The sequence below is a fragment of the Streptomyces niger genome, from assembly GCF_000718305.1.
GTDB classification, from domain to species: domain Bacteria; phylum Actinomycetota; class Actinomycetes; order Streptomycetales; family Streptomycetaceae; genus Streptomyces; species Streptomyces niger.
On the sequence record NZ_JOFQ01000001.1, the window covers coordinates 85,069 to 104,656 of the forward strand.

General features: G+C 67.8%; 15 protein-coding genes and 2 pseudogenes. 10 read left to right on the forward strand and 7 right to left on the reverse strand.

Features of this window, described 5'->3' with window-relative positions; all coding sequences use genetic code 11:
• Window positions 1-33: 33 nt before the first annotated feature.
• On the reverse strand, window positions 34-573 hold the full coding sequence (locus IF20_RS00410) for a GNAT family N-acetyltransferase (protein WP_052862863.1): 540 nt from the start codon (window positions 571-573) through the stop codon (window positions 34-36).
• Window positions 570-1,880 (reverse strand): M20 metallopeptidase family protein, encoded by a 1,311-nt coding sequence (locus IF20_RS00415; RefSeq protein WP_110943650.1) that lies wholly within the window; start codon window positions 1,878-1,880, stop codon window positions 570-572. The genes IF20_RS00410 and IF20_RS00415 overlap by 4 nt, the downstream gene beginning before the upstream one ends.
• Window positions 1,881-2,152: 272 nt before the next feature.
• Between IF20_RS00415 and IF20_RS00420 the strand changes: the two genes are divergently transcribed.
• From IF20_RS00420 to thpD, 6 genes are all read left to right on the forward strand, one after another.
• Window positions 2,153-3,094 (forward strand): polysaccharide deacetylase family protein, encoded by a 942-nt coding sequence (locus tag IF20_RS00420; protein ID WP_052862864.1) that lies wholly within the window; start codon window positions 2,153-2,155, stop codon window positions 3,092-3,094.
• A gap of 382 nt (window positions 3,095-3,476) precedes the next feature.
• The gene (locus IF20_RS00425; protein WP_052862865.1) at window positions 3,477-4,280 is read left to right on the forward strand and encodes a bestrophin-like domain; all 804 of its coding nucleotides are present in this window, start codon (window positions 3,477-3,479) and stop codon (window positions 4,278-4,280) included.
• A gap of 307 nt (window positions 4,281-4,587) precedes the next feature.
• Window positions 4,588-5,505 (forward strand): glutamate ABC transporter substrate-binding protein, encoded by a 918-nt coding sequence (locus IF20_RS00430; RefSeq protein WP_052862866.1) that lies wholly within the window; start codon window positions 4,588-4,590, stop codon window positions 5,503-5,505.
• A 165-nt stretch (window positions 5,506-5,670) separates the two neighbouring features.
• On the forward strand, window positions 5,671-6,318 hold the full coding sequence (locus IF20_RS00435) for an amino acid ABC transporter permease (RefSeq protein ID WP_052862867.1): 648 nt from the start codon (window positions 5,671-5,673) through the stop codon (window positions 6,316-6,318).
• Window positions 6,315-7,238, forward strand: a complete 924-nt coding sequence (locus IF20_RS00440) for an amino acid ABC transporter permease (RefSeq protein ID WP_110943651.1) — start codon at window positions 6,315-6,317, stop codon at window positions 7,236-7,238. Before IF20_RS00435 ends, IF20_RS00440 begins: the two co-directional genes overlap by 4 nt.
• A gap of 233 nt (window positions 7,239-7,471) precedes the next feature.
• Entirely contained in the window at window positions 7,472-8,401 is a 930-nt protein-coding gene (thpD, locus tag IF20_RS00445; protein WP_052862868.1) for an ectoine hydroxylase, read from the forward strand.
• A gap of 206 nt (window positions 8,402-8,607) precedes the next feature.
• Here the strand turns inward: thpD and IF20_RS00450 are convergent, their stop codons facing one another.
• Both IF20_RS00450 and IF20_RS00455 read right to left on the reverse strand, forming a co-directional pair.
• Complete coding sequence (locus IF20_RS00450) at window positions 8,608-9,924, reverse strand: pyridoxal-phosphate dependent enzyme (protein WP_110943652.1); 1,317 nt, start codon at window positions 9,922-9,924, stop codon at window positions 8,608-8,610.
• Window positions 9,925-10,189: 265 nt separating this feature from the next.
• Window positions 10,190-11,512, reverse strand: coding sequence for an MFS transporter (locus IF20_RS00455; protein ID WP_110943653.1), 1,323 nt, complete (start codon window positions 11,510-11,512; stop codon window positions 10,190-10,192).
• A 766-nt stretch (window positions 11,513-12,278) separates the two neighbouring features.
• Between IF20_RS00455 and IF20_RS00460 the strand changes: the two genes are divergently transcribed.
• Together IF20_RS00460 and IF20_RS00470 are read left to right on the forward strand one after the other, a co-directional pair.
• Entirely contained in the window at window positions 12,279-14,183 is a 1,905-nt protein-coding gene (locus IF20_RS00460; protein WP_052862870.1) for an NHL repeat-containing protein, read from the forward strand.
• Window positions 14,184-15,608: 1,425 nt separating this feature from the next.
• On the forward strand, window positions 15,609-16,691 hold the full coding sequence (locus IF20_RS00470; RefSeq protein WP_052862872.1) for a terpene synthase family protein: 1,083 nt from the start codon (window positions 15,609-15,611) through the stop codon (window positions 16,689-16,691).
• A gap of 164 nt (window positions 16,692-16,855) precedes the next feature.
• Here IF20_RS00470 and cas2e read toward each other — a convergent pair whose 3' ends face one another.
• The 3 genes and pseudogenes from cas2e to IF20_RS40820 all read right to left on the reverse strand — a co-directional run.
• Window positions 16,856-17,086, reverse strand: coding sequence for a type I-E CRISPR-associated endoribonuclease Cas2e (gene cas2e, locus IF20_RS37115; protein WP_110943761.1), 231 nt, complete (start codon window positions 17,084-17,086; stop codon window positions 16,856-16,858).
• Between the two features lie 3 nt (window positions 17,087-17,089).
• Window positions 17,090-17,475: pseudogene (gene cas1, locus IF20_RS00475) on the reverse strand (CRISPR-associated endonuclease Cas1); the annotation flags it as partial.
• A gap of 158 nt (window positions 17,476-17,633) precedes the next feature.
• Window positions 17,634-17,871: pseudogene (locus IF20_RS40820) on the reverse strand (transposase); the annotation flags it as partial.
• Between the two features lie 98 nt (window positions 17,872-17,969).
• Here IF20_RS40820 and IF20_RS00480 point away from each other — a divergent pair.
• Complete coding sequence (locus tag IF20_RS00480; RefSeq protein ID WP_052862873.1) at window positions 17,970-18,986, forward strand: terpene synthase family protein; 1,017 nt, start codon at window positions 17,970-17,972, stop codon at window positions 18,984-18,986.
• Window positions 18,987-19,315: 329 nt separating this feature from the next.
• A complete protein-coding gene (locus IF20_RS00485) occupies window positions 19,316-19,555 on the forward strand; it encodes a DUF2933 domain-containing protein (RefSeq protein WP_052862874.1) in 240 nt (79 codons plus the stop codon).
• Window positions 19,556-19,588 lie beyond the last annotated feature (33 nt).

Below are 19,588 nucleotides of genomic sequence, written 5' to 3' on the forward strand. Positions count from 1 at the left end.
CCGGAAAAGGCCGTGGTGTCCAGCCACGGCAGGTCACCCCGCCGTACCACTGTCTCCGGGAGCCGGTACGGTGCGGGGCTCGGTACGTCGTTGGAACAGGGCCCCGGAGTGGCGGTGCGGCAGGTCCACGATGCGCAGCAGCTGGAAGCCCTGAGCCAAGTAGTAGTGGTGCAGCAGGTGGTTGGTCTTCCACGCCTCCAGCCTGAGCCAGGTTTTCCCCTCCCCGGCGGCCAGCTCGCCCGCCCAGTCCAGCAGCCCGGCGCCGATCGCCTGCCCGGCTGCGGCTCTGCTCACCGCCAGGTCGTGAACGTACAGTGCGGACGCCGGATCGTCATCGGCCCACCATTCGGGGTCGCCCTTCTGCTGGACCGTGACGGTACCGACCAGCTGTCCGTCCCGATAGGCGAGGTGGCATTCGCGTGCCCGGATGGCCTCGGCCATGCGCCGGCGCCGTGGCGGGTACTGCCACTGGTCGCTGCCTTTGGAGGCCAGCCAGCGGCTGGCCTCGACCCAAAGCCCTTCCACGGTGTCCAGTTCGTCGGGGCGGGCGGGGCGGATGTCCAGAGCACTCATGAGGCGGTGTCCTGACCGGAGGCGGACAGGTAGCGCAGGGCCACGGCGGCGTGGCAGGCGATACCCGACGCGAGGGCGTCCTCGTCGATGACGAGACGGCTGGAATGCAGTTCGGGGGCCTGGTCGGGGGTCAGACCGGGCGGGCACGCGCCGAGGAACGCGAGCGCACCGGGCACGGCGGCCAGGACATAGGAGAAATCCTCCGCGGTCATGGCAGGGGCGGGCATCGCCTCGACGCGATCTGCTCCCAGGACGTCCGCCGCCACCCGCAGGACGAAGCCGGCGAACACGGAGTCGTTGACGGTCACCGGGTAGCCCGGCTCGACGGTGACCTCCGCCGCGGTACCGTGCGCCGCGGCCACACCTTCGGCGACCTGGGCGACCGCGCCGTGCAGGCGTTCCCTGGCGGCCTGCGACACGGTGCGAATGGTTCCCGTGATGTCGACCGTCTCCGGAATGATGCCGGGGAGCGAGCCGGCGGACAGGGTACTGACGGTGAGGACCGCCGGGTCGTCGGCGGCGATCCTCCGGGTGACCGCGGTATGCAGAGCAAGCACGATCTCGCAGGCGACGGGGATGGGGTCGGCAGCGGTGTGCGGGGCGGAGGCGTGGCCGCCACGTCCGCGTACGACGATGCGCAGTTTGTCGGAGGCGGCCATCTGCGGGCCGGGCCGCAGTCGGACCGTACCGCTCGGCAGGCCGGGCATGAGGTGCAGCGCGAAGGCGGCGTCCGCCGCCCGCCCACCGGCCGTGAGGACCCCTTCCTCGATCATGTGGCGGGCTCCGTGGCGGCCTTCTTCGCCGGGCTGGAACATGAAGATGATCCGTCCGGCCAGCTCTTCCCGGTGCCGACTCAGCAGTTGTGCTGCGCCCGCCAGCATGGCGGTGTGCGCGTCGTGTCCGCAGGCGTGCATCGCGTCGGGCACCCGCGACGCGAAGTCCAGGCCGGTGGCCTCCCGTACGGGCAACGCGTCCATGTCCGCGCGCAGCAGAAGAGTGGGCCCCTCTTTCGCCCCGTCGAGCGTCGCGGTCACCGAGGAGAGCCGTTGGCCGGTACGCACGTCCAGTCCGAGGCCGTCCAGAGCGCTCAGGAGACGCTGCTGCGTCCGCGGTAGGTGCAGCCCGACCTCCGGCCAGGCGTGCAGGGACCGGCGCAGACCGACCGCGTCAGGTACCAGGCTGCGGGCTTCTTCGAGGAGCGTGGCGCCGCGCTGTTCCTGCTGTCGGGACTGCGGGCCGGCCGGTCTGCCGCTGTCCGTGGCGGCGGTGGATGCGTCTTCTGCCCCCGTACTGCCAAAGATCGTCATGCGGTGCTCTCCATCCCGGGCGCGGCTGGACCGTCGGGTCGTCGGAGGGGCATGGATGAACCGTCCGGCCATCGGAACCCACGTCAGGGGAGAGCGGAAACCGCGGTAGAGACCGTTCCGGTTGCCAACAGCTTACTGGGCAACAGTTGGCGATTTTCGGACAATTTCCGCACACAACATGGCGCATTTGCGCTTTTGACACCCATCTGGCGCGCTGACATGCTCCTCACTGGCGCATCTCACGGACCCCAGGACGGGAGTGAGGACCGACCATGACCGTGCCCGGTACCCGCACGGAAGCAACGGCGCAGCCCGCTTGGGCATGGGAAGAAGCCGAGTGGCGCAGACATGTCGAACGGGTCCGCGCCGGACGCAGCCTCAAGCCGTCCCGATGGCCCGGCGGAGCCAAGGCCGCGGTGGCGCTCTCCTTCGACCCGGATCACGAGACGATTCCGCTGCGGGACGGGCAGGTGCTGCCGGGCAAGCTCGCACAGGGCGAATACGGCGCACGGGTGGGTGTCCCCCGCATCCTCCGCCTTCTGGAACGGCGCTCCCTCCCGGCCACGTTCTTCATGCCGGCCGTCTGCGCCCTGCTGCGCCCGGACGAAGCCCGCGGTTACACCGAGCGTGGCCACGAGGTGGCCATCCACGGCTGGATTCACGAACGCAACATGGAACTCGCCTACGAGGACGAGCGGGACCTCGCTTTCCGGTGTGCCGACACCCTCGAACAGATCACCGGTCAGCGGCCGGTCGGCATCCGCACGCCGTCCTGGGACTTCAGCGAGCACACACTCGGCATCTCCCGTGACCTCGGCCTGTCCTACGACTCGTCCCTGATGGCCGATGACGATCCCTACGAAATCCTCTCCTACGGCGAGCCGACGGGGCTGGTGGAGATTCCTCCGGAGTGGATTCGCGACGACGCGGTCTACTTCAACATGGACCGGTACACCGCGGTGCGCCCTTACACCGTGCCGCGTCAGGTTCTGGGGCTGTGGCGGGACGAATTCGATGCCGCGTACGCCGAGGGCGGGCTGTTCGAGCTCACCATGCATCCGCACGTCATCGGTCACCGGTCACGCATGGTCGTCCTCGACGAGCTGCTCGACCACATTGCCGGGCATCACGACATCTGGTACGCGACTCACGCGCAGGTCGCCGAGCATGTGAGGCAGCCGTCGGCGCTTCCCGCCGAAGCACCCGGAAGGTGACGTGGCCGGGCGCGCACGGCGCGCCCCGTATCCGTCCCCCTATCGCCTCGGACTGCAGCCCAGGATCGGCACGGCGTGGGCCGAGCCCGGCCGCTCGGGACATCTGCTCACCGGTATGGCCGCCGAGGCAGCACTCGCAGGGGTGACCCTCGCGCGCCGACGGAGCAGCCACCGAGCGCCATGCACCGGGGAACCGGACGATCGTGGTACCGGCCCACAGAGGGTCCGTACTGATCCGAGGAAGTGAGACCAAGATGGCCTACCCCGCACGTGACGTACTCACCATGGCGGTGGGGCACCCCGGCCCGGTACGCACACGGCGCCTGAACGCAGGGGCCGCCGAGGGTACCGCGACCGGCGGAAGACGGCGGAGAGCACGATCATGTTGATCTTCATCGTCGTGGCCGTGCTCGCGTTGTGCGTCGGCATCGCCCTCAACCGGTTCCTGCGTCCGCGTCTGGGGATTCAGAACGAAGAATCCTTGCGCGTCCGCGACCTGGTCGGCCCGCTCCAGACCCTGACCGTCCTCCTCGTCGCCTTCACCCTCGCCATGGCATCCACCTCCCACGGCAAGGCCAAGGAAGCAGTGCGGACCGAGGCGAACGCCCTGGAGAACCTGGCCGAGGTCGCCGAGTACACGCCCGCCCCACTGCGCCAGCGTCTGCGCGCGGATGTCGTCTGCTACGCGAGGGCCGTGCGCCACCAGGAGTGGCCGGCCATGGATGCCGGACACGGCTCCACGGCCCCCAACGCCTGGAGCACCGATATGCGCGTGGCGTTCAAAGACCTCAGCGACGGCCACCCCTCGTTCAGTCTGCTGGCCAACGCCAACAAGAACCGGTCCGAAGCGCGGCAGACCCGGCTGGCCGAGTCCGCCCCCACCATCCCGGACACCGTCCTCGCGTTCATGCTGGCCAGCCTCGCCGTGAGCGTGGCCGCCATGGGGCTCGCCACGCCGCGCCAGAACAACAAGGCCCACCTGACCGCCATCACCGTGGTCACGGCCCTGCTGACCACTGCCCTGGTCATCATTCACGACGTCGAGCGTCCCTTCGCCGGCACAGTGGCCATCCCAGCGACGGCGATGGCGAACGTCGAACACGAGACCACTCAGGAATATCGCGACGCACATGGAGCCGCCGACCTTCCGTGCGACCAACACGGCAATGAGACCAAGACCAAGTGAACGGGCGCCATCGCATCGTCACGGCTGCGCGGAAACACTCAGGCGCACCAGATGAAGTCAACCGGAATACCCCGATCACCTGAAGAGGTGGTTGCCCGGCGCGGGAAGCGCTCACCGAAAACCCAGGAATACGCTGGAGCATGTGACCATCCGATCGGTGGATCGCGGTCACTGCTCCGCGTACTTCCTCGATGTCGAAGAGCGCGCGGCCGGTGCAAGAGGCGCAGTGCGGTGTCATGTACGCCCTTCATCCGCAGACCGAGGCGGCCCGGCCGGCCGGTGGCGGCGGCCCCACGGAGGAGTCGAGTTGAGACTGAGGACGACCGTCACAGTGACCGTCGCACTGCTCGTCCCCACAGCACTTGTGGCATGCGGCCGGGAGGGCTCGCCGCCGGGCAGCGTCACGGCATTACTGAGCGGTGACCGGCAGCGCCTCACGTACCCGGTCAGCCATCACGCACGCGACACCGGCTCCCTCTCCCTGGCCCGTGCCGCAGCCAGAGGCAGAATCGTCATCGGGGTCAAGTCCGACCACCCCTTCCTCGGTTTCGAGGATCCGGTGACCGGTCAACGCGTCGGCTTCGACGTGGAGATAGCCAGAATGATCGCGGCGGACCTCGGATACTCAGCCGGGCGGATCACCTGGAAAACCGTCCCTCCCCAAGGCCGGGAGACCGCCATCGCCCAGGGGGACGTCGATTTCTACGTCGCCGCGTACACCATCAACGACGAGCGCAAGAAGCAGGTCTCCTTCGCAGGCCCCTACTACATCGCGGGCCAGGACCTCCTCGTCAAGAAGGAGAACCGCGACATCAACGGCCCCGCCGGCCTGAAGGGGAAGACCGTCTGCAGCGTCACCGGCTCCACGCCTTACCAGCGCATCCAAGAGCCCCGCTTCGGCGCCAAGGTCATCTCCCACGACAGCTACGCCCAGTGCGTACAAGATCTGATCATTGGCGAGACCGATGCCGTGACCTCCGACGACACCATCCTCAAGGGATACGCGGCACAGAACGGCGGGCGGTTGAGGGTCATCGGCCGCCCTTTCTCCACGGAGCCCTACGGCGTGGGCCTGGCGAAGAACGACAAGGTACTGCGCAGCGCCATCGACGACGCCCTGGAACACCACATGGCCAACGGCGACTGGCGACGCGCCTACGAAGACACACTCGGTCGGTCAGGAACCGGACCGGTCCCCCACCCACCGCGGATCCAACGCTACTGACCGGCCGAACCATGTGCCGGGGAGTTCGAAGGCCGAGGCAAGAGCCCTTCCTCTGCTCGCCGAACGACACCGCTACCCCACCAACGACATCACTCCCCCACCATCGACCGATCTCCTTCCCGTAACTGCCGGAACCGCCGCCGGCCGTGGATCCCGGAGGCACACGTGCACGTGCTGCTGGACAACACCGATCTGTTCCTCCGGGGCTTCGTGGGAACCGTGACCCTGACCGGCCTGAGCGCCCTGCTCGCCCTGACGGTGGGGACTCTCCTCGCGGTCTGCCGGGTCAGCCCGGTGCCGCCCCTGCGCGCGCTGGGCACGGCAGCCGTCACCGTGCTGTGCAACACCCCGCTCACCCTGTTGTTCTTCGCGGTGACCCTCGGCCTGCCCATGCTGGGTCTCTCCCGGCTCAGTTACTTCTGCCTGGCAGTGCTGACCCTGGGCTGCTACACCTCCGCGTTCGTCTGCGAGGCACTCAGATCCGGCGTCAACACGGTCGAGACGGGACAGGCCGAAGCCGCCCGCAGCCTGGGCATGTCCTTTCCGCAGACCGTATTCCTCATAGTCCTGCCTCAGGCGGGCCGGGCCGTGGTGCCACCGGTCGGCAGCCTGCTCATTACGCTGACCAAGAACTCCGCACTGGCCGGCGGATTCAGCGTCTACGAACTGTTCAGCACGGAGAAGACGTTGGTCGAGAACGGCTACGCCATCCTGACCGTCTTCGCCTGGATATCCGCGGCCTACCTGCTACTCATATCCTGCATCAGCGGTGTGTTCCGGCTGCTTGAACACCGGCTGTCGGTGGTCCGGTGACCTCCGTCCTGTTCGACACCCGCGGGCCACGGGCACGCCGCCGCCACGCCATTTACAGCGTCGTTGTTGTCGGAGGTGTCGCCGCGCTGCTCACCTACGTGTTCCTCCGCTTGCTCGACGCCGGACAATTCACCGCGGCAATGTGGCAGATGTTCTCGTACGAGGGCGTCCAGCGGCGCATTCTCGCCGGGATCCTGGACACTGTGAAGGCCTTCCTTCTCGGTGTCGCGTTCTCCCTCGTTCTGGGAATTCTGTTCGCCACCACCCGCCTCTCCGTACACCGCCTGGTGAGCGTTCCGGCCACCGTGCTCGTGGAGTTCTTCCGGGCCATGCCGCTCCTCATCATGATCTTCGCTCTGTACAACACCGCGTGGCTGCGCTCGTCCGTCACCGCGATCGGCGGTTCTCTCCGTGACCACCTCGGCGGTCCGGGCTCCTGGCTGGCGGCCACCTTCGCTTCCCCGACGCTGTGGGCCCTGGTGATCGGCATCGCCCTGTACAACGGCGCCGCGCAGGCGGAGATTCTGCGCGCCGGTGCCCTGGCCGTACCGCGAGGACAACGCGAAGCGGCCGTCGCCTTGGGCATGCGCAAGGGCCAGCTGATGCGAGCGGTCGTCATTCCGCAAGCAGTACGTTCCATGCTGCCGAGCATCATGAGCCAGATCGTCGTCACGTTGAAGGACACCTCGTTGGGTTTCATCATCACCTATGAGGAACTTCTCTACGCGGGAAAGCTGTTGGCCCAGAATACGGCGACGCCCACGGGATACCCATATATTCCCGTACTGCTGGTGGTCGGCCCCTGTTACATCGGCATGTGTCTCCTGCTGTCCACCGCAGCCCGCCGGCTCGCCAGCCTGAATGGGCGCACCGCCACCGCCCCCATCCGGCGGGAGAAGGGTCTCCTGCGGCGCCGCTGAGAGAATGCAGCTGCCCGCCTCCGACGGTCACACACGGGCTCCATTGACACGGCATGCCGAAATGCGCTGCCTTTTGAGACGCATGCTGTGTTCGACCTCCGAAGATGAAATCCCTACGCACCGCCCATGTTTTTCCCTGTGCTCCTCCGGGAAACTAAGCAGCGGAATCCAATGCGACGCAGGCGCTGCGGCCACAGCTGTCCTGACGCCTGCGAGAAAAGAGGGAAGAGGCGATGGCCTCCGCAGCCCGTTCCGCAAATGATCCGTACCCCACGCGCTACGTCACCGCATCGCTGCCCTTCGACCGCCGCCACCCCGTGGTGTGGGGCGAGGGGGCGGATGGTCCGCTGAGCACCGACGAAGTGGCGGCCTATCGGCGTGACGGTTTCCTCGCCTTCGGCGCGCTGCTCGCGCCCGAGGACGTGGCGAGGTGCCGGGAAGAGCTCCGGCGCATCGGCCAGGACAGCGACCTGCGGGGAAGTGAACGCTTGGCGCCCGAGCCGGACTCCGCGGAGATCCGCTCGGTCTTCGAAGTCCACGAGCTCAGCGAGGTGTTCGCCCGGATCGTCCATTCCGGGGCGCTGGCCGACAAGGCACGGCAGGTGCTCGGCTCGGACGTGTACGTCCACCAGACCAGGGTCAACTACAAAGCGGCCTTCGACGGCTCGAAGTTCGGCTGGCATTCGGACTTCGAGACCTGGCATTCCGAGGACGGGATGCCCGTGCCGCGTGCCCTCAGCTTCTCGGTCGCCCTGAGCGCGAACCTTCCGGTCAACGGACCGCTCATGATCATTCCTGGATCGCACCGCACGTTCGTCCCTTCCGTGGGCGAGACTCCGGTCGACTACCACAAGCTCTCGCTCCTGGGGAAGAACCTGCCGGCCGGCCCGGCGGACCGGGCGGCGGTGACGGACCTGGCAGAGCGGAACGGCATCGAGTCCTTCACCGGAGCACCCGGCTCAGCCGTCATGTTCGACTGCAACTGCCTGCACAGTTCGAGCGGTAACGTTTCACCGTTCCCGCGGACCAATCTCTTCATCGTCTACAACAGCGTGGACAACCCACTGGGCCGGCCCTACGCCGCGCCGAAACCCCGCCCCGGCTACCTGGCCAGCCGGAACTTTACGCCAGTGCCACAGGACGCCCGCCGGCGCGACCGCTGAGCCGAACCCTTCGCGGCACGCAGCCACGACCGGCGTGCCCGGAAGCCGGAAAGACATCCGGAGCCGGGAAAACCGCCGGGCGCACGGCTCCCCACCGAGCAGCGCCCGGCCACGGTGCGGCCGCACCGGCTGCGCCCGGCCCACCGGTTGACGTGCGCCCCTTGCGGTACCCCGGTGTTTCCCACACGACCGGGGACACGTCGGGATCACCGGTCGGGGCCTGGATCAAGGCCAGGGTCGGAATACGTGAGGACGGCTGATTCCGGCACAGCCCGGGTATCCGACGCGCACGCTCCGGCGGACGGAGCGCCGGCACTCCGCCGTCCGCCCGCCGATGGATCCGCATCCACGGCGCCCGCACTACCCTGCGCGGCACCGTACGAGGAACGGTCCACCGCCAGGACCTTCACCCTGTCAGTAATTCCCGTTGTGGTGAGCCGCTGCTGCTGCCGCCAGTGCCGCGAGTACACGGTGCCGAGGTACCGGTCGGCGCCGTCCGCGCAAAGACAGGCGGCCCTGGTACGCCGGGCCGTGGCGCGAAACAGCTGCAATGCCGCCGCGATCACCGCCCCGGAACTCGCGCCGACGCCCAGCCCTGCGGTCTCCTGAAGCCACAGGCATACGCTCACGGCCTCCTGCGGTGTGATGCGCACCGCGGGACGGAATCCGCCCGGCAGGAACGATGACGGACGGCTGGCACCGATTCCGGAAAGCACCCGCCGTCCGTGCGGGCCGCCGAGAGCGACCGATCCCGTCATGTCGACTCCCACCAGCTCCCAGTCGGGCACGGACGCGGTGACGAAGTCACGGAAGCCGGCCAGCGTTCCGCCGGTCGAGACCGCCACCAGCACGGTCGTCCGGCCCTCGGGGATCTGCGCCCGCAGTTCGGGGGCGGTGCCGGTGGAGTGGGCCCGCGGGTTCGCCGGGTTCGTGTACTGGTTGGGCCACACCAGGAACGGCTCGGCGCGCAAGCGCTGCCGAATGTAGTCCAGCCTGCTGAGCAGATATCCTCCCGCGCCATCCGGTCGGTCGACCATGACCACGGTGCCGCCGAGGGCTCGGATGCCTTCGATGACATGCCCGCTGGTCTTGGGGTCCACGACGGCCGTGAACGGAACCTGATGCGAAGCGGCGACTGCCGCCAGCGCGAGGCCGAGATTGCCGGACGTCGATTCGATGATGCCGATCGCAGGATCGACACGGTCGACGACGTCCTGCCACAGCGCTACAGCCGTTCGCCCCTTGACGGAGCCGAAGGCGTTTGCAGATTCCAACTTCAACCACAGCGTACGCGGTATGTCGTCAACAGATATATCGAGGGAAACAACCGGAGTGGCCGATGACCGTGGAGTTCCACCCGAGAGCAGTTCGCTACGGCCGTCCGAAAGACTCGGCAAAGCGCCTCCTCGCCGCCTGCCCCCCTTACGCCGTAGGCCAGTCACGATCACTGCGCCGACCTCGACAATTAGACGTCTCAAAGTTAGAGAGTGAAGAGCGCACTGCCAAGGCAGCAAACGCGCCACGTTCCGCCTGCACGCCGGATGCTCACGGGAATTGCGCTCAGGATTTTACTCAGGTCACGTAAGTTGCCGATTGAGCGCTGTGTACATGACTGGACACCGCGTGTCCGACAATCATCTCCTGAGCATTCGCAGGGCGTAGCGCGTGGTTACGCGTGGCAGGTAACGAATTCTTCGAGTAGCGGTGAGAGGGGCGCCGGAGGTCCTGGCGCCCCGTCCCTCGACGGAGACGCGGTGCCGGACACCGCCTCGTACGGCTTCGACACGCTCAGTGCGGCCGGTTCGCCTCCTCATCGAAGGCGTGAGCGGGCCGGGGCACCCGGCCCGCACCTGGGCAACTGCCCGTCTCATCAAGGGCCGTCGGGCCGGGCAGCGCGCCAGTGCGGTACAACCAGGCAACCGCCACGGCAGATGCCACCCCGAAGAACACGCAGCAGCCCCAGGGAAGCGCCTCGTGACCGGTCCGCCATCCGGTGTCCATCGCCCAGCCCACCAGCGCGTTCCCGGCCGCCGCCGCCAAGCCGGAAAACATGGAGAACACCCCGAAGTACGTTCCCGTGAGCCCCTCCCGGCCGAACCTGGGAATCAGGCCTATGACAGGTGGCTGGGCGATCATGACCCCGCAGTAGAGGAGCAGCGCCCCGGCCAGGACCGGGAGCGTGTGCAGGGCCGCTTCCACCGGACCGGCCGGCGGTACCTGGCCACGGACGAACATGGGCGGCACGAACCCGCACGCCATGAGCGTCAGTCCGAGACCCACCCATCGAGTGCCGCCGCCACGCCGTTCCACGGCCCGGGTGACCCGCAGCTGAAGCCCCATGTTGATCAGCGCTCCCACGACCAGCAGCACGCTGACCGACTCCTCGCGCCCGGAGGCCCTGCGCGCACCTTCGGGCAGCAGCAGGTAGAGCTGGTTCTCCAGGGTGGCCATGCCCGCCGCGGCGATCGCGAAGACGAGGAACCTGCGGTTGCCGAACACCTCCCGCCAGTCCGCGCGCACCGAGCCTTGCCGCTCCGTCGCCCGGTACGCCGGAAGCGCGAACAACTGGGCCACGGTCAGCAGCGCGAACACCGCAGCCGCCACCAGCGCGCAGCAGCGGAAGTCCACCAGGACCAGGAGGCCGCCCAGCAGCAGCCCCACCAGCGAGCCGCTGGTGGCGAAGACGTTCAGCAATGCGAAGGACTCGGCCGCACCGCCGTCCGATGCGCGCGCGAGATAGGTACGTACGGCCGGGTAGAAGAGTGCCCCCGCGAGTCCGCTGAGCCCGGCGGCGACGAGCACGACGGGGAACGAACTCCCGATGGCGAACAGGCCGAAGCCGACCGTCCGCAGTCCACACCCGGCGATGATCACCGTGCGGGGTCCGAGCCGGTCGGCCGCCGAACCGCCCAGGATGAACAGACCCTGCTGGCTGAGATTGCGCAACCCCAGTACCAGCCCGACCAGCGCCGCCGACATGCCCAGGTCGTGTCCGAGGTAGGCCGCCAAGAAGGGAATGAGGAGGTAGAAGCCGACGTCCACGCCGAATTGGTTGATGAGCAGAAGCTGGACCGCCGGCGGGAAGCCGCGGACCACCTGAAGAGTTTTCATGAAGGTTCCCGTGCGTGGCCCGGGCGGCGCCCCGAAAGAATTTCCTGAGCACCGCAGGCAGACGATCGGCTGGAATTGCCGGGGACGCGCGAAGGGAAAGAAGCGGAACGCGAAGGAAACACATTTGCCCCGTAGCCGGATATATCGAGGGGGCGTCAGCTCGCGCTCGATCGGACTGCCAGCCGTGAGCATCGATGAGCATGGCGGTTGATCATATCCTTCGATGATGCACAAGCAGGCCTCGGGTGTGCGGAGAATGTACGTGCGGACAACCCTAGCAAAAACGCCATTACAGGCATCACGTCCTCGCGGGAAGGCAGGGCAAGGCAGGGCAAGGCAATTATTGTGTGACCGTCTGACTGCCCTCGCTGCCGCTTCGCAGCCGCGGAACGGTTCCGCACGTATCGAGCGCGCGAATACTCGTATGCGGACCTGCACTCCAGCAGTCCGAGCGCCACCCATCGCAAGTAAGAGGCAAGAACTCTCGGGCAAGGCGATCGCGGAACAAGGGAGTTGGACAGTTTCCGGTTCACACCGGCACCGGCACCGAGTCCGCACTCCCTGGAGACGCTCGCCGGCACATGGCCGGTGTGTCACCCCGTCTGCGACGGGTACGCAGGATCACCGCGGCGTGTCCGGAAGGGATGGTCCACTGCATGCGACGGGCGGCCGACCGTTGTATCCGGCGTACCGTGAAGACACGGTCGGCTTCCGGCCGGTGCCCGCCGCCGGGCGGCCCCTCCGTAGCGCGGAAGGAGACGGCACCATGTTGGCCTCCAACGGTTCTGCCGCGGACCTGACTCCCGAAGCGGGACGCGTCATCAGCACCCTCGCCGGCACCGGCCGGCCGGCGTCAGCGGGCGACGGCGGTCCCGCCGTACATGCGGCGCTCCACCAGCCCCGCGCCTTGGCGTTGGACAACGCGGGCAACCTGTACGTCGCGGAGTGGAAGGGCCACCGCGTCCGGCGCATCACTCCGGACGGCCTCATCACAACCGTGGCAGGCACCGGCGAACGGGGCTTCGCCGGTGACGGCGGCCCGGCCACCGCGGCGCTCCTCGCCGAACCCGGCGGCCTCGCCGTCGATTCCCACGGCGCAGTGTTCGTCGCCGACTACTGGAACCACCGCGTGCGCAGGATCTCCCCGGACGGCGTCATCACCACCATTGCGGGCACCGGCGAACCCGGGCACGGTGGTGACGGTGGGCCGGCGGCTGCTGCCGCGTTCAACGAGCCCCGGGGGCTGGCACTGGACCACGTGGGCAACCTGTACGTCGCGGAGTGGAAGGGCCACCGCGTCCGGCGCATCACTCCGGACGGCCTCATCACAACCGTGGCGGGCACCGGGGAGCCCGGCTTCGGGCCCGACGGTGTGCCCGGCCCGGACAGCGCCCTGCGGAACCCCATTGATGTGGCGACCGACGTGAACGGCAACCTCTACATCGCCGACTGCTGGACCCACCGGGTGCGCAGGGTGACACCGGCCGGGCTGATCAGCACGGTGGCGGGTACAGGGCATCCTGGGCACGACCCGGACGGACGCCCTGCCGTGGCGTCCCGCCTGGAACAGCCGCGCGGTGTGGACCTGGACGACGCCGGGAACGTGTATGTGGCCGACTCCCTGAACCAGTGTGTCCGGCTCATCACCCCGGACGGCCTCATCACCACGGTGGCGGGCGGAGTTCCCGGCCACGAGGAGGAAGGCGGCCCGGCCCTGGGCGCAGACCTGTATCTTCCCCGTGCCCTGGTCGTCGGCCGGAACGGCTCCCTGATCATCGCCGAGTCGGACAGCAACCGCGTACGCCGGATCAGCGCCCGGCCGGGACCATCTCAGGACCACCCAGCGGACAACTCGGCCGCTGAGCACCTGCTCGTCGAGACGTACGCTCCCACCACCGTGCAGCGCGACCGGACGTTCCTCCTCACTGTTCGGATCAGTGCCCGGCCACTGCCTTCACCGGGAAACACAGAGGTCACCGTGGAACTTTCCCTTCCCGACGGGCTCACCACGCCGGCGGGGGACAGCACCATCACCGTCCAGCACCTCATCGCCAGGGCAAATGCCGACGCCACAAACCACACGGTTCAGCACAGCTTCGAGATCAGGGTGACCGAAACAGCCGCTCTCGGCCGCCATGAGGCCACCGTTGCCGTCGAATCGACGACCCACTCGGTCAACCGGCGCGTGGTGCGTACCGTCGCGGTGGTCGTCGCAGCCCCGCTCCCCGTCACGGATGAGCGCGGAATCACCGTTCTCCAGGAGAACGTCCCGCAGGCGGCACCGGGTGACGAAGCCGTCATCAACATGCGGTACACCACACCGGTCGGCCAACCCGTCGTACCGGGGCGTGTCGCCCAGCGATTCATCGCCCCCACCGGCTTCGTCTTCTCCGGCCCACCGTGCTTCCGGCGCCCCGACGCCGCAGGGGGCGGGCAACCCGCCCGCGCCGCCCACCACATGGACGACGATGGCCGGATGCTCACTGTCGAGAGCAACCCGCACATGAACACCGTCCGCGGCGACCGAGGCGACCTGGTGTGCAGCCTGGCCCTGCGCGCCCTCCCCCAGGCGGCCCCCGGTCACTACACCGACGGCGCGGTCACCATCGGCGACCACGGCCCTTCCGCAGCCTTGACAGCAACAGTGACGGAGCCCCCGGCCCCCCGTTGACCACACCGGCCAACGCAAATCTCCAGTTCCCGTAGGGATGCATCGCAACGCACGAGGGACAGAGCTTGGAAACCCGCACTCCTACACCGCCTGGTACACCACCACGGGGGAATAATCAGCCGAATTCGCCGTTCCGCGCTCCGTCACGGAAGGTGATCCATTCACCGGCGGCTCGGCGCCCTGCGCAACCGGATCACGCACTGACGTCATGCTCCCCCTCCCGGCAGGTATGCCAACCCCAACAAGAGGCTCGCAGGCTCACAGAAGCTGGAGAAGCCCCTGACACGGCCTCTGTCATGGGCAATTCCAGAGCACGGGCGGCCGTCACCCCGCACGAGAGCGCCGGGGAACCATGCTTACCGGTGGCGTCCGCGTCGCGCGCAGAGCCTTCCAGCATGCGCTGCGTCCCGGCGCCCGGATCGCTCTGCTGAACACCGACCCCGCTCATTACGGGCTGACCTGCACCTTCATTCGCACCGGCGAGACTGACGTCCGGCATCAGCGCGGTGAACCTGTCCCAGTGCATCTGCGCGCCCGTGACGACACTTGGACGACCTTCACCAACTATCACTGGCCCCTGCAGCACTACCCCGATCTACCGGCCCGGGCCGGTCTCACCGACATCTCTCAGTAACACCCCCAGGTGGACCAGGCCAGGCCCCTCGCCGACCAGGCACTCTTCCGCAGTAGCTCGTGGGAAACCGAACGCGCTCATCCCCATGGCCGTCACCGCCGCTACGGCCTGGGTCCGCAGGCGCCGTCTGCAGCACTGCCGGCTCAGCTGCCAGTCACGTCACCCCGTAGGTTCAGACATGAGTTTTCCCGCGGTTCCGTCACCGCCGCACGAAGCTCGCCGATCCTCACGATCGCGGAGAATCCGTCGGCGAGGGCGGGCCACGGAGTCGCCGTGCCGGGCGACTCTGCTGGCGAACCGGCGGCTGTCGAGGGCGCCGCCGATGAAGGAACTCACGGGCGTCGTCCTCGGCGCGATGACCGTCATCGGCCTCACCACACTGCCGGCACAGGCCGCACAATCATGCTCGCCAGTCGCCCCACGTGCAGTAGCACCATCCGACCCCTGCGACTCGACGGAACCGGAAGCCGTGATCATGTGCGCTACCCAATCCTGGAGCCACAATCGGCTCGGTACCCCCACCCTGTAGGTGGCGGCTAAAGGGTCGAAGCGGAACAGGCGCGGGCTCCACCGACGCGAGGAATTGCCTGCAGGCGCAGCGGTGTCACGCAGGGCGCGCGCTGGTACGGCCTGCACCTACTCGGTCGAGCGGAATGCGGTGCGGCCCCCTTGCCTGTCGTATCCGCCGCCTAGTCTCGAAGCCGAGATCACCGAGGGCCGGCGATGCTGCCTCTGACGTGGATGTGGCCGACTCCGGTGCGGGGCGTACCTGCTAAGGGCGGCGGAGGGACATGTTCGGCGAGGTGCAGCAGGTGACATCCACAGGCAGGCAGGGGCGGGTGCCGAAGGTGTACTGCCCGATTCCGGCAGCCGTGCACCCTGAGGCCGCCGCGGCCGGTGAGCGCAGCATCAAGTGGTTGGCGTCTTTCGGGGTATTCGACGCGGACGACTCGGCGCGGGAGCAGACGGCGGGGAACCGGGTGGGGGAGGCGGCAGGCCGCGCGGCGCCCCACGCCGGCGGGCACGGCTTGCAGATTTTTTCGGACTGGGTCGCCGCGGCCTTCGCCCTGGATGACCTGTACTGCGACATGGGTCCTACCAGCAGGCGGCCGGAGGAATTCATTCCGCTGATGATGCGTCTGCTGCACCGCATGGACCATCCCGAAGCTCCGGGCTGGGACGACAGCCCTCTCTCGGCGGCCTTCGCCGACCTCTCACGCCGCGTCCGGGAGTTCGCTCCCGCCACCTTGACGCGGCGCTGGGTGGACGCACACCGCGGCTGGATGCTGGGGGCGGCGGCCGGCGTTGCCCAACACGGCGCGGGCGGGAGCCCTCCCGAGATCGTGGACCATCTGGTGATGCGGAACTGGGACGGCGCGATGCGCGCGAACCATGCGCTCATCGAAATCGCCGAAAGCACGATGCTGCCGAGCGCCCAGAGCGAGCGGCCCGCTGTGCGGGCGGCGACGGAGGCGGCGTACACGCTCGTCCTGCTGGGCAACGACCTGTACTCCTACGCCCGGGAGCTGGACGCCCAGGCCACCGGCACCAACTGCGTCGATCTCCTCACCCCGCCCGGCGGCACGGTCGAGGACGGCATGGATGCGGTCGTGCGGTTGCACGACCGCATCATGTGCCTGTTTCTGGCCCTGAGAGGGCAGCACGCCGCGCGGCCCCTCACCCGGTACTACCTCGACCAGTTGGCACAGTATATTCGGGGCAATCTCGACTGGTCCCTCACCGTCCCCCGCTACCGCACCGGCACCGCCGGCGACAGCGAGAGCGACTGGGCCGCCACAGCTCCTTCCGACGACACGCTCGCCGCCCCGCGGATCCCCTCCATTGCCTGGTGGTGGGATCAGCTGCGCCACTGAAAGCGTCTGTCAGGAACGCGGAGAACGGGTTCGAAAACTGTACGGCCAGCCCCTGAAGGTCGTTCCGTAGTTCATTTTCCTCATGTGCACTGTTCAGGCATGGGGGGCGACTGCGGAGACCGCCGGCACCAAAGGTGGCAGCCAACCGCCCTATCCTACGATGTCTACTGCTCACCTCCCCTCGCCCGGAGCAGTTCGAAGCCCTGTTCGTTGTCGCTGGGACAGGCCAGGACGGCCATACCATCGCCTGTGCTCGCGGCAACGGAGGACCACAGTTCGTCGCGTACACGCGCGGAAACAGTGCCTACGTACAGCTCGGGGGTCACTTCCAGAAGCCAGCGTGTGAGGGCGCCGCGCAGATGGAGCGGGACTGCGGTGGCAGAGAGCACGATCATTGATCGTGGCAGCAGTTCGAACAGGTGTAGGCCGTCGCGGAAGGAGCGCCGGGCCTGGGCTTCGGGGTTGGTGGAGGCGTGGAGGGAGAAGGCAAGGGGGATGGTGAGGTCGACCTTGTGGAGGTCGGCGACGTCGTGAACGAAGGCCTGTTGGTTGCCGCTGTGAACAAAGCCAAGAGCTGGGGAACAGCCCAGCGCGAGAATGGCGGCGTGGACGATGCCGTACAGGCAGGTGTTGGCGGAGGACAGGGCCAGGTTGACCGGGTCCTGGGTGTCCCAGGCGGCGAGGTCGTAGGCGCGGCGGAACCGGCCGATCTTGTACTGCTGGGCCAGGAGGCGGTAGTGGGGGCCTTGACGCGTTGGCCTTCCAGGCCGCGGAGTTGGGCGAGACCAGCAGGGACAGCGGGCGGCACCGGCCATCTGCGCTCAGGTGGACTGTGGTGGTGAATCCGCCTCGCGAACGGCCAGCCCTTTCACTTGCGGCACCACCACCGCCAGGTGGCCAGCCAGACCCTTCCACGCCGGATCGACCTGATGGCCCGTCACGCCGGAGAAGCCGCTCCCGGGTTCCGTCAGGACCACTGCACATGTCGCTTGTGCACGGTCTTTCACGGACCGAACCGTTCAGGCACAGCACGCCACCACACACCGGTCCGCGCTCGATACAGAACCCCGTTGATCACCTGCCGATGATCCCGCCATCTGCCGCAACGCCCGTCGCTCATGGGCAGCAGTGGCTCCAGGCGCGCCCACTTGGCATCACTCAGATCCCCCCGACCAGTCATACCCGTACAGCGAGTCGCATGCTCGGAGAGCCGCAACATTGAACCTTTAAGAGTGAGCTCTGGCATCGCGGTGGCCAGGGGAGGGAAGCGACCCGGTTATGGAATCCCTTCCACAGCCGCAGTTCCACATGCCGTTCGAGTCCCGCCTCAACCCTCATGTTGGCCAGGCCCGCGCACATGCCGAGGAGTGGGCCCGGCAGATGGGCATGTTCGATGAGGAGTACTTGCAGTGGCCGCAAAGGTGGAGTGAGGAGAAGTTCGGTGAGGCCGACTTCCCGTTGTTCATCGCCTTGACTCATCCGGACGCGGATGCCCGCGAGCTGGAACTGGTTACTGCTTGGCATGTTGCTCTGTGGTTCGTCGACGATCTGTTCCTACCGCTCTACCGGCGTGACCACGATCAGGAGTCGGCTGCGGCTCAGGTGGAACGGCTGATGCTGTTCTTGCCGTTGGACGGATTGCCGCGTCCGCTGAGCCCGGGCAATCCCGTGGAGCGGGCCTTCGCCGATCTGTGGACCGGCACGGCCGCCACCATGAGCCCGCTCTGGCGCGATCGGTTCATCAGCAGCGTGCGGCGCTTCCTGGACGGGGTGCTGTGGGAGCTCGAGCACGTCGACCATGCCGTGACCGACCTGATCGAATATCTGGGAGCCCGCCGCGACTTCGGCGGCCTGCAGTTCACCGCCGTGCTCATGGAGCACGCGATGGGTGAGCTCCGCCCGAACGTGCTGCGCAGCAGGGAGTTCCGCACCGCCGTTGACGCGTTCGTGGACGCCATCAGCCTGCACAACGACATCGTGTCCTACGACCGGGAGGTCGATGAGGGCACAGTGGGCAACAACGGCGTGGAGGTTGCCCGCGAAGCCCTTCGGCTGAATCGGCGTGACGCTGCTACCGTCGTCAACGATCTCTTGACCGCCAGGGTCGACACGCTGGCCGAGGCCCCAGCGGCCGTCCCGCCCGAGGCGGTACGGTTCGTCAAGTCGCTCCAAGAGGCGCTGGCAGGCTCGTACCTGTGGCACGAGCGGACCGGCCGCTTCGGCCGGGCAACGGCTGGAACCCTTGGGAAGCCCCGCGGCATGGGCACATCCGCGGCATATGCTTTCTCAGGATAATCCGGGACTCATCGCGCTCTGCAGGGCCGACCAACCGAGTCCAGTGACCTGAGTCAGTGCCCCTTCGGCAGTAGGCAGTGACTGCAGCGACGAAATCTCGACGCCCGCGGCAGCCGTACAGGCGGGAGTAGGACCGACGCCGGTATGGGCCGAGTGGCCTCGCGAGCGGGGTGCTGTGGGCCCGCGGTGTGGCCGGTCGGCCCATGCTCCCGGGCTCCGCGCGCGGGCAGGCTCAGCAGTAGAACTGCCGGTACCCGGTTCAGCAGTAGAACTGCCGGTACCCGGTGGGGCAGTTCCCGCCTGGTGACGGGGACGGAATAGAGGCCATCATGAAGCGCACCACTCTCCCGCTGTACGCCATCGCCCTCGCGATCGCGATCGTCGGGCTCGTGGCGCTGGGAGTATCGCCCGGAACCCTGTTCCTGCTGCTCACCGTCGCCGTCTGCCCGCTGATGATGTTCTTCATGATGCGCGGCGGCCACGGACACGACGACACCGACCGGACCGGTGGCGATGCCGATCCCCTGCACAAGCACCACCAGGACTCTCCGGGCTCCCCTCGCTCCTAGCCACGGCGGCTCGATACCGGTGAGGTGCGGGAG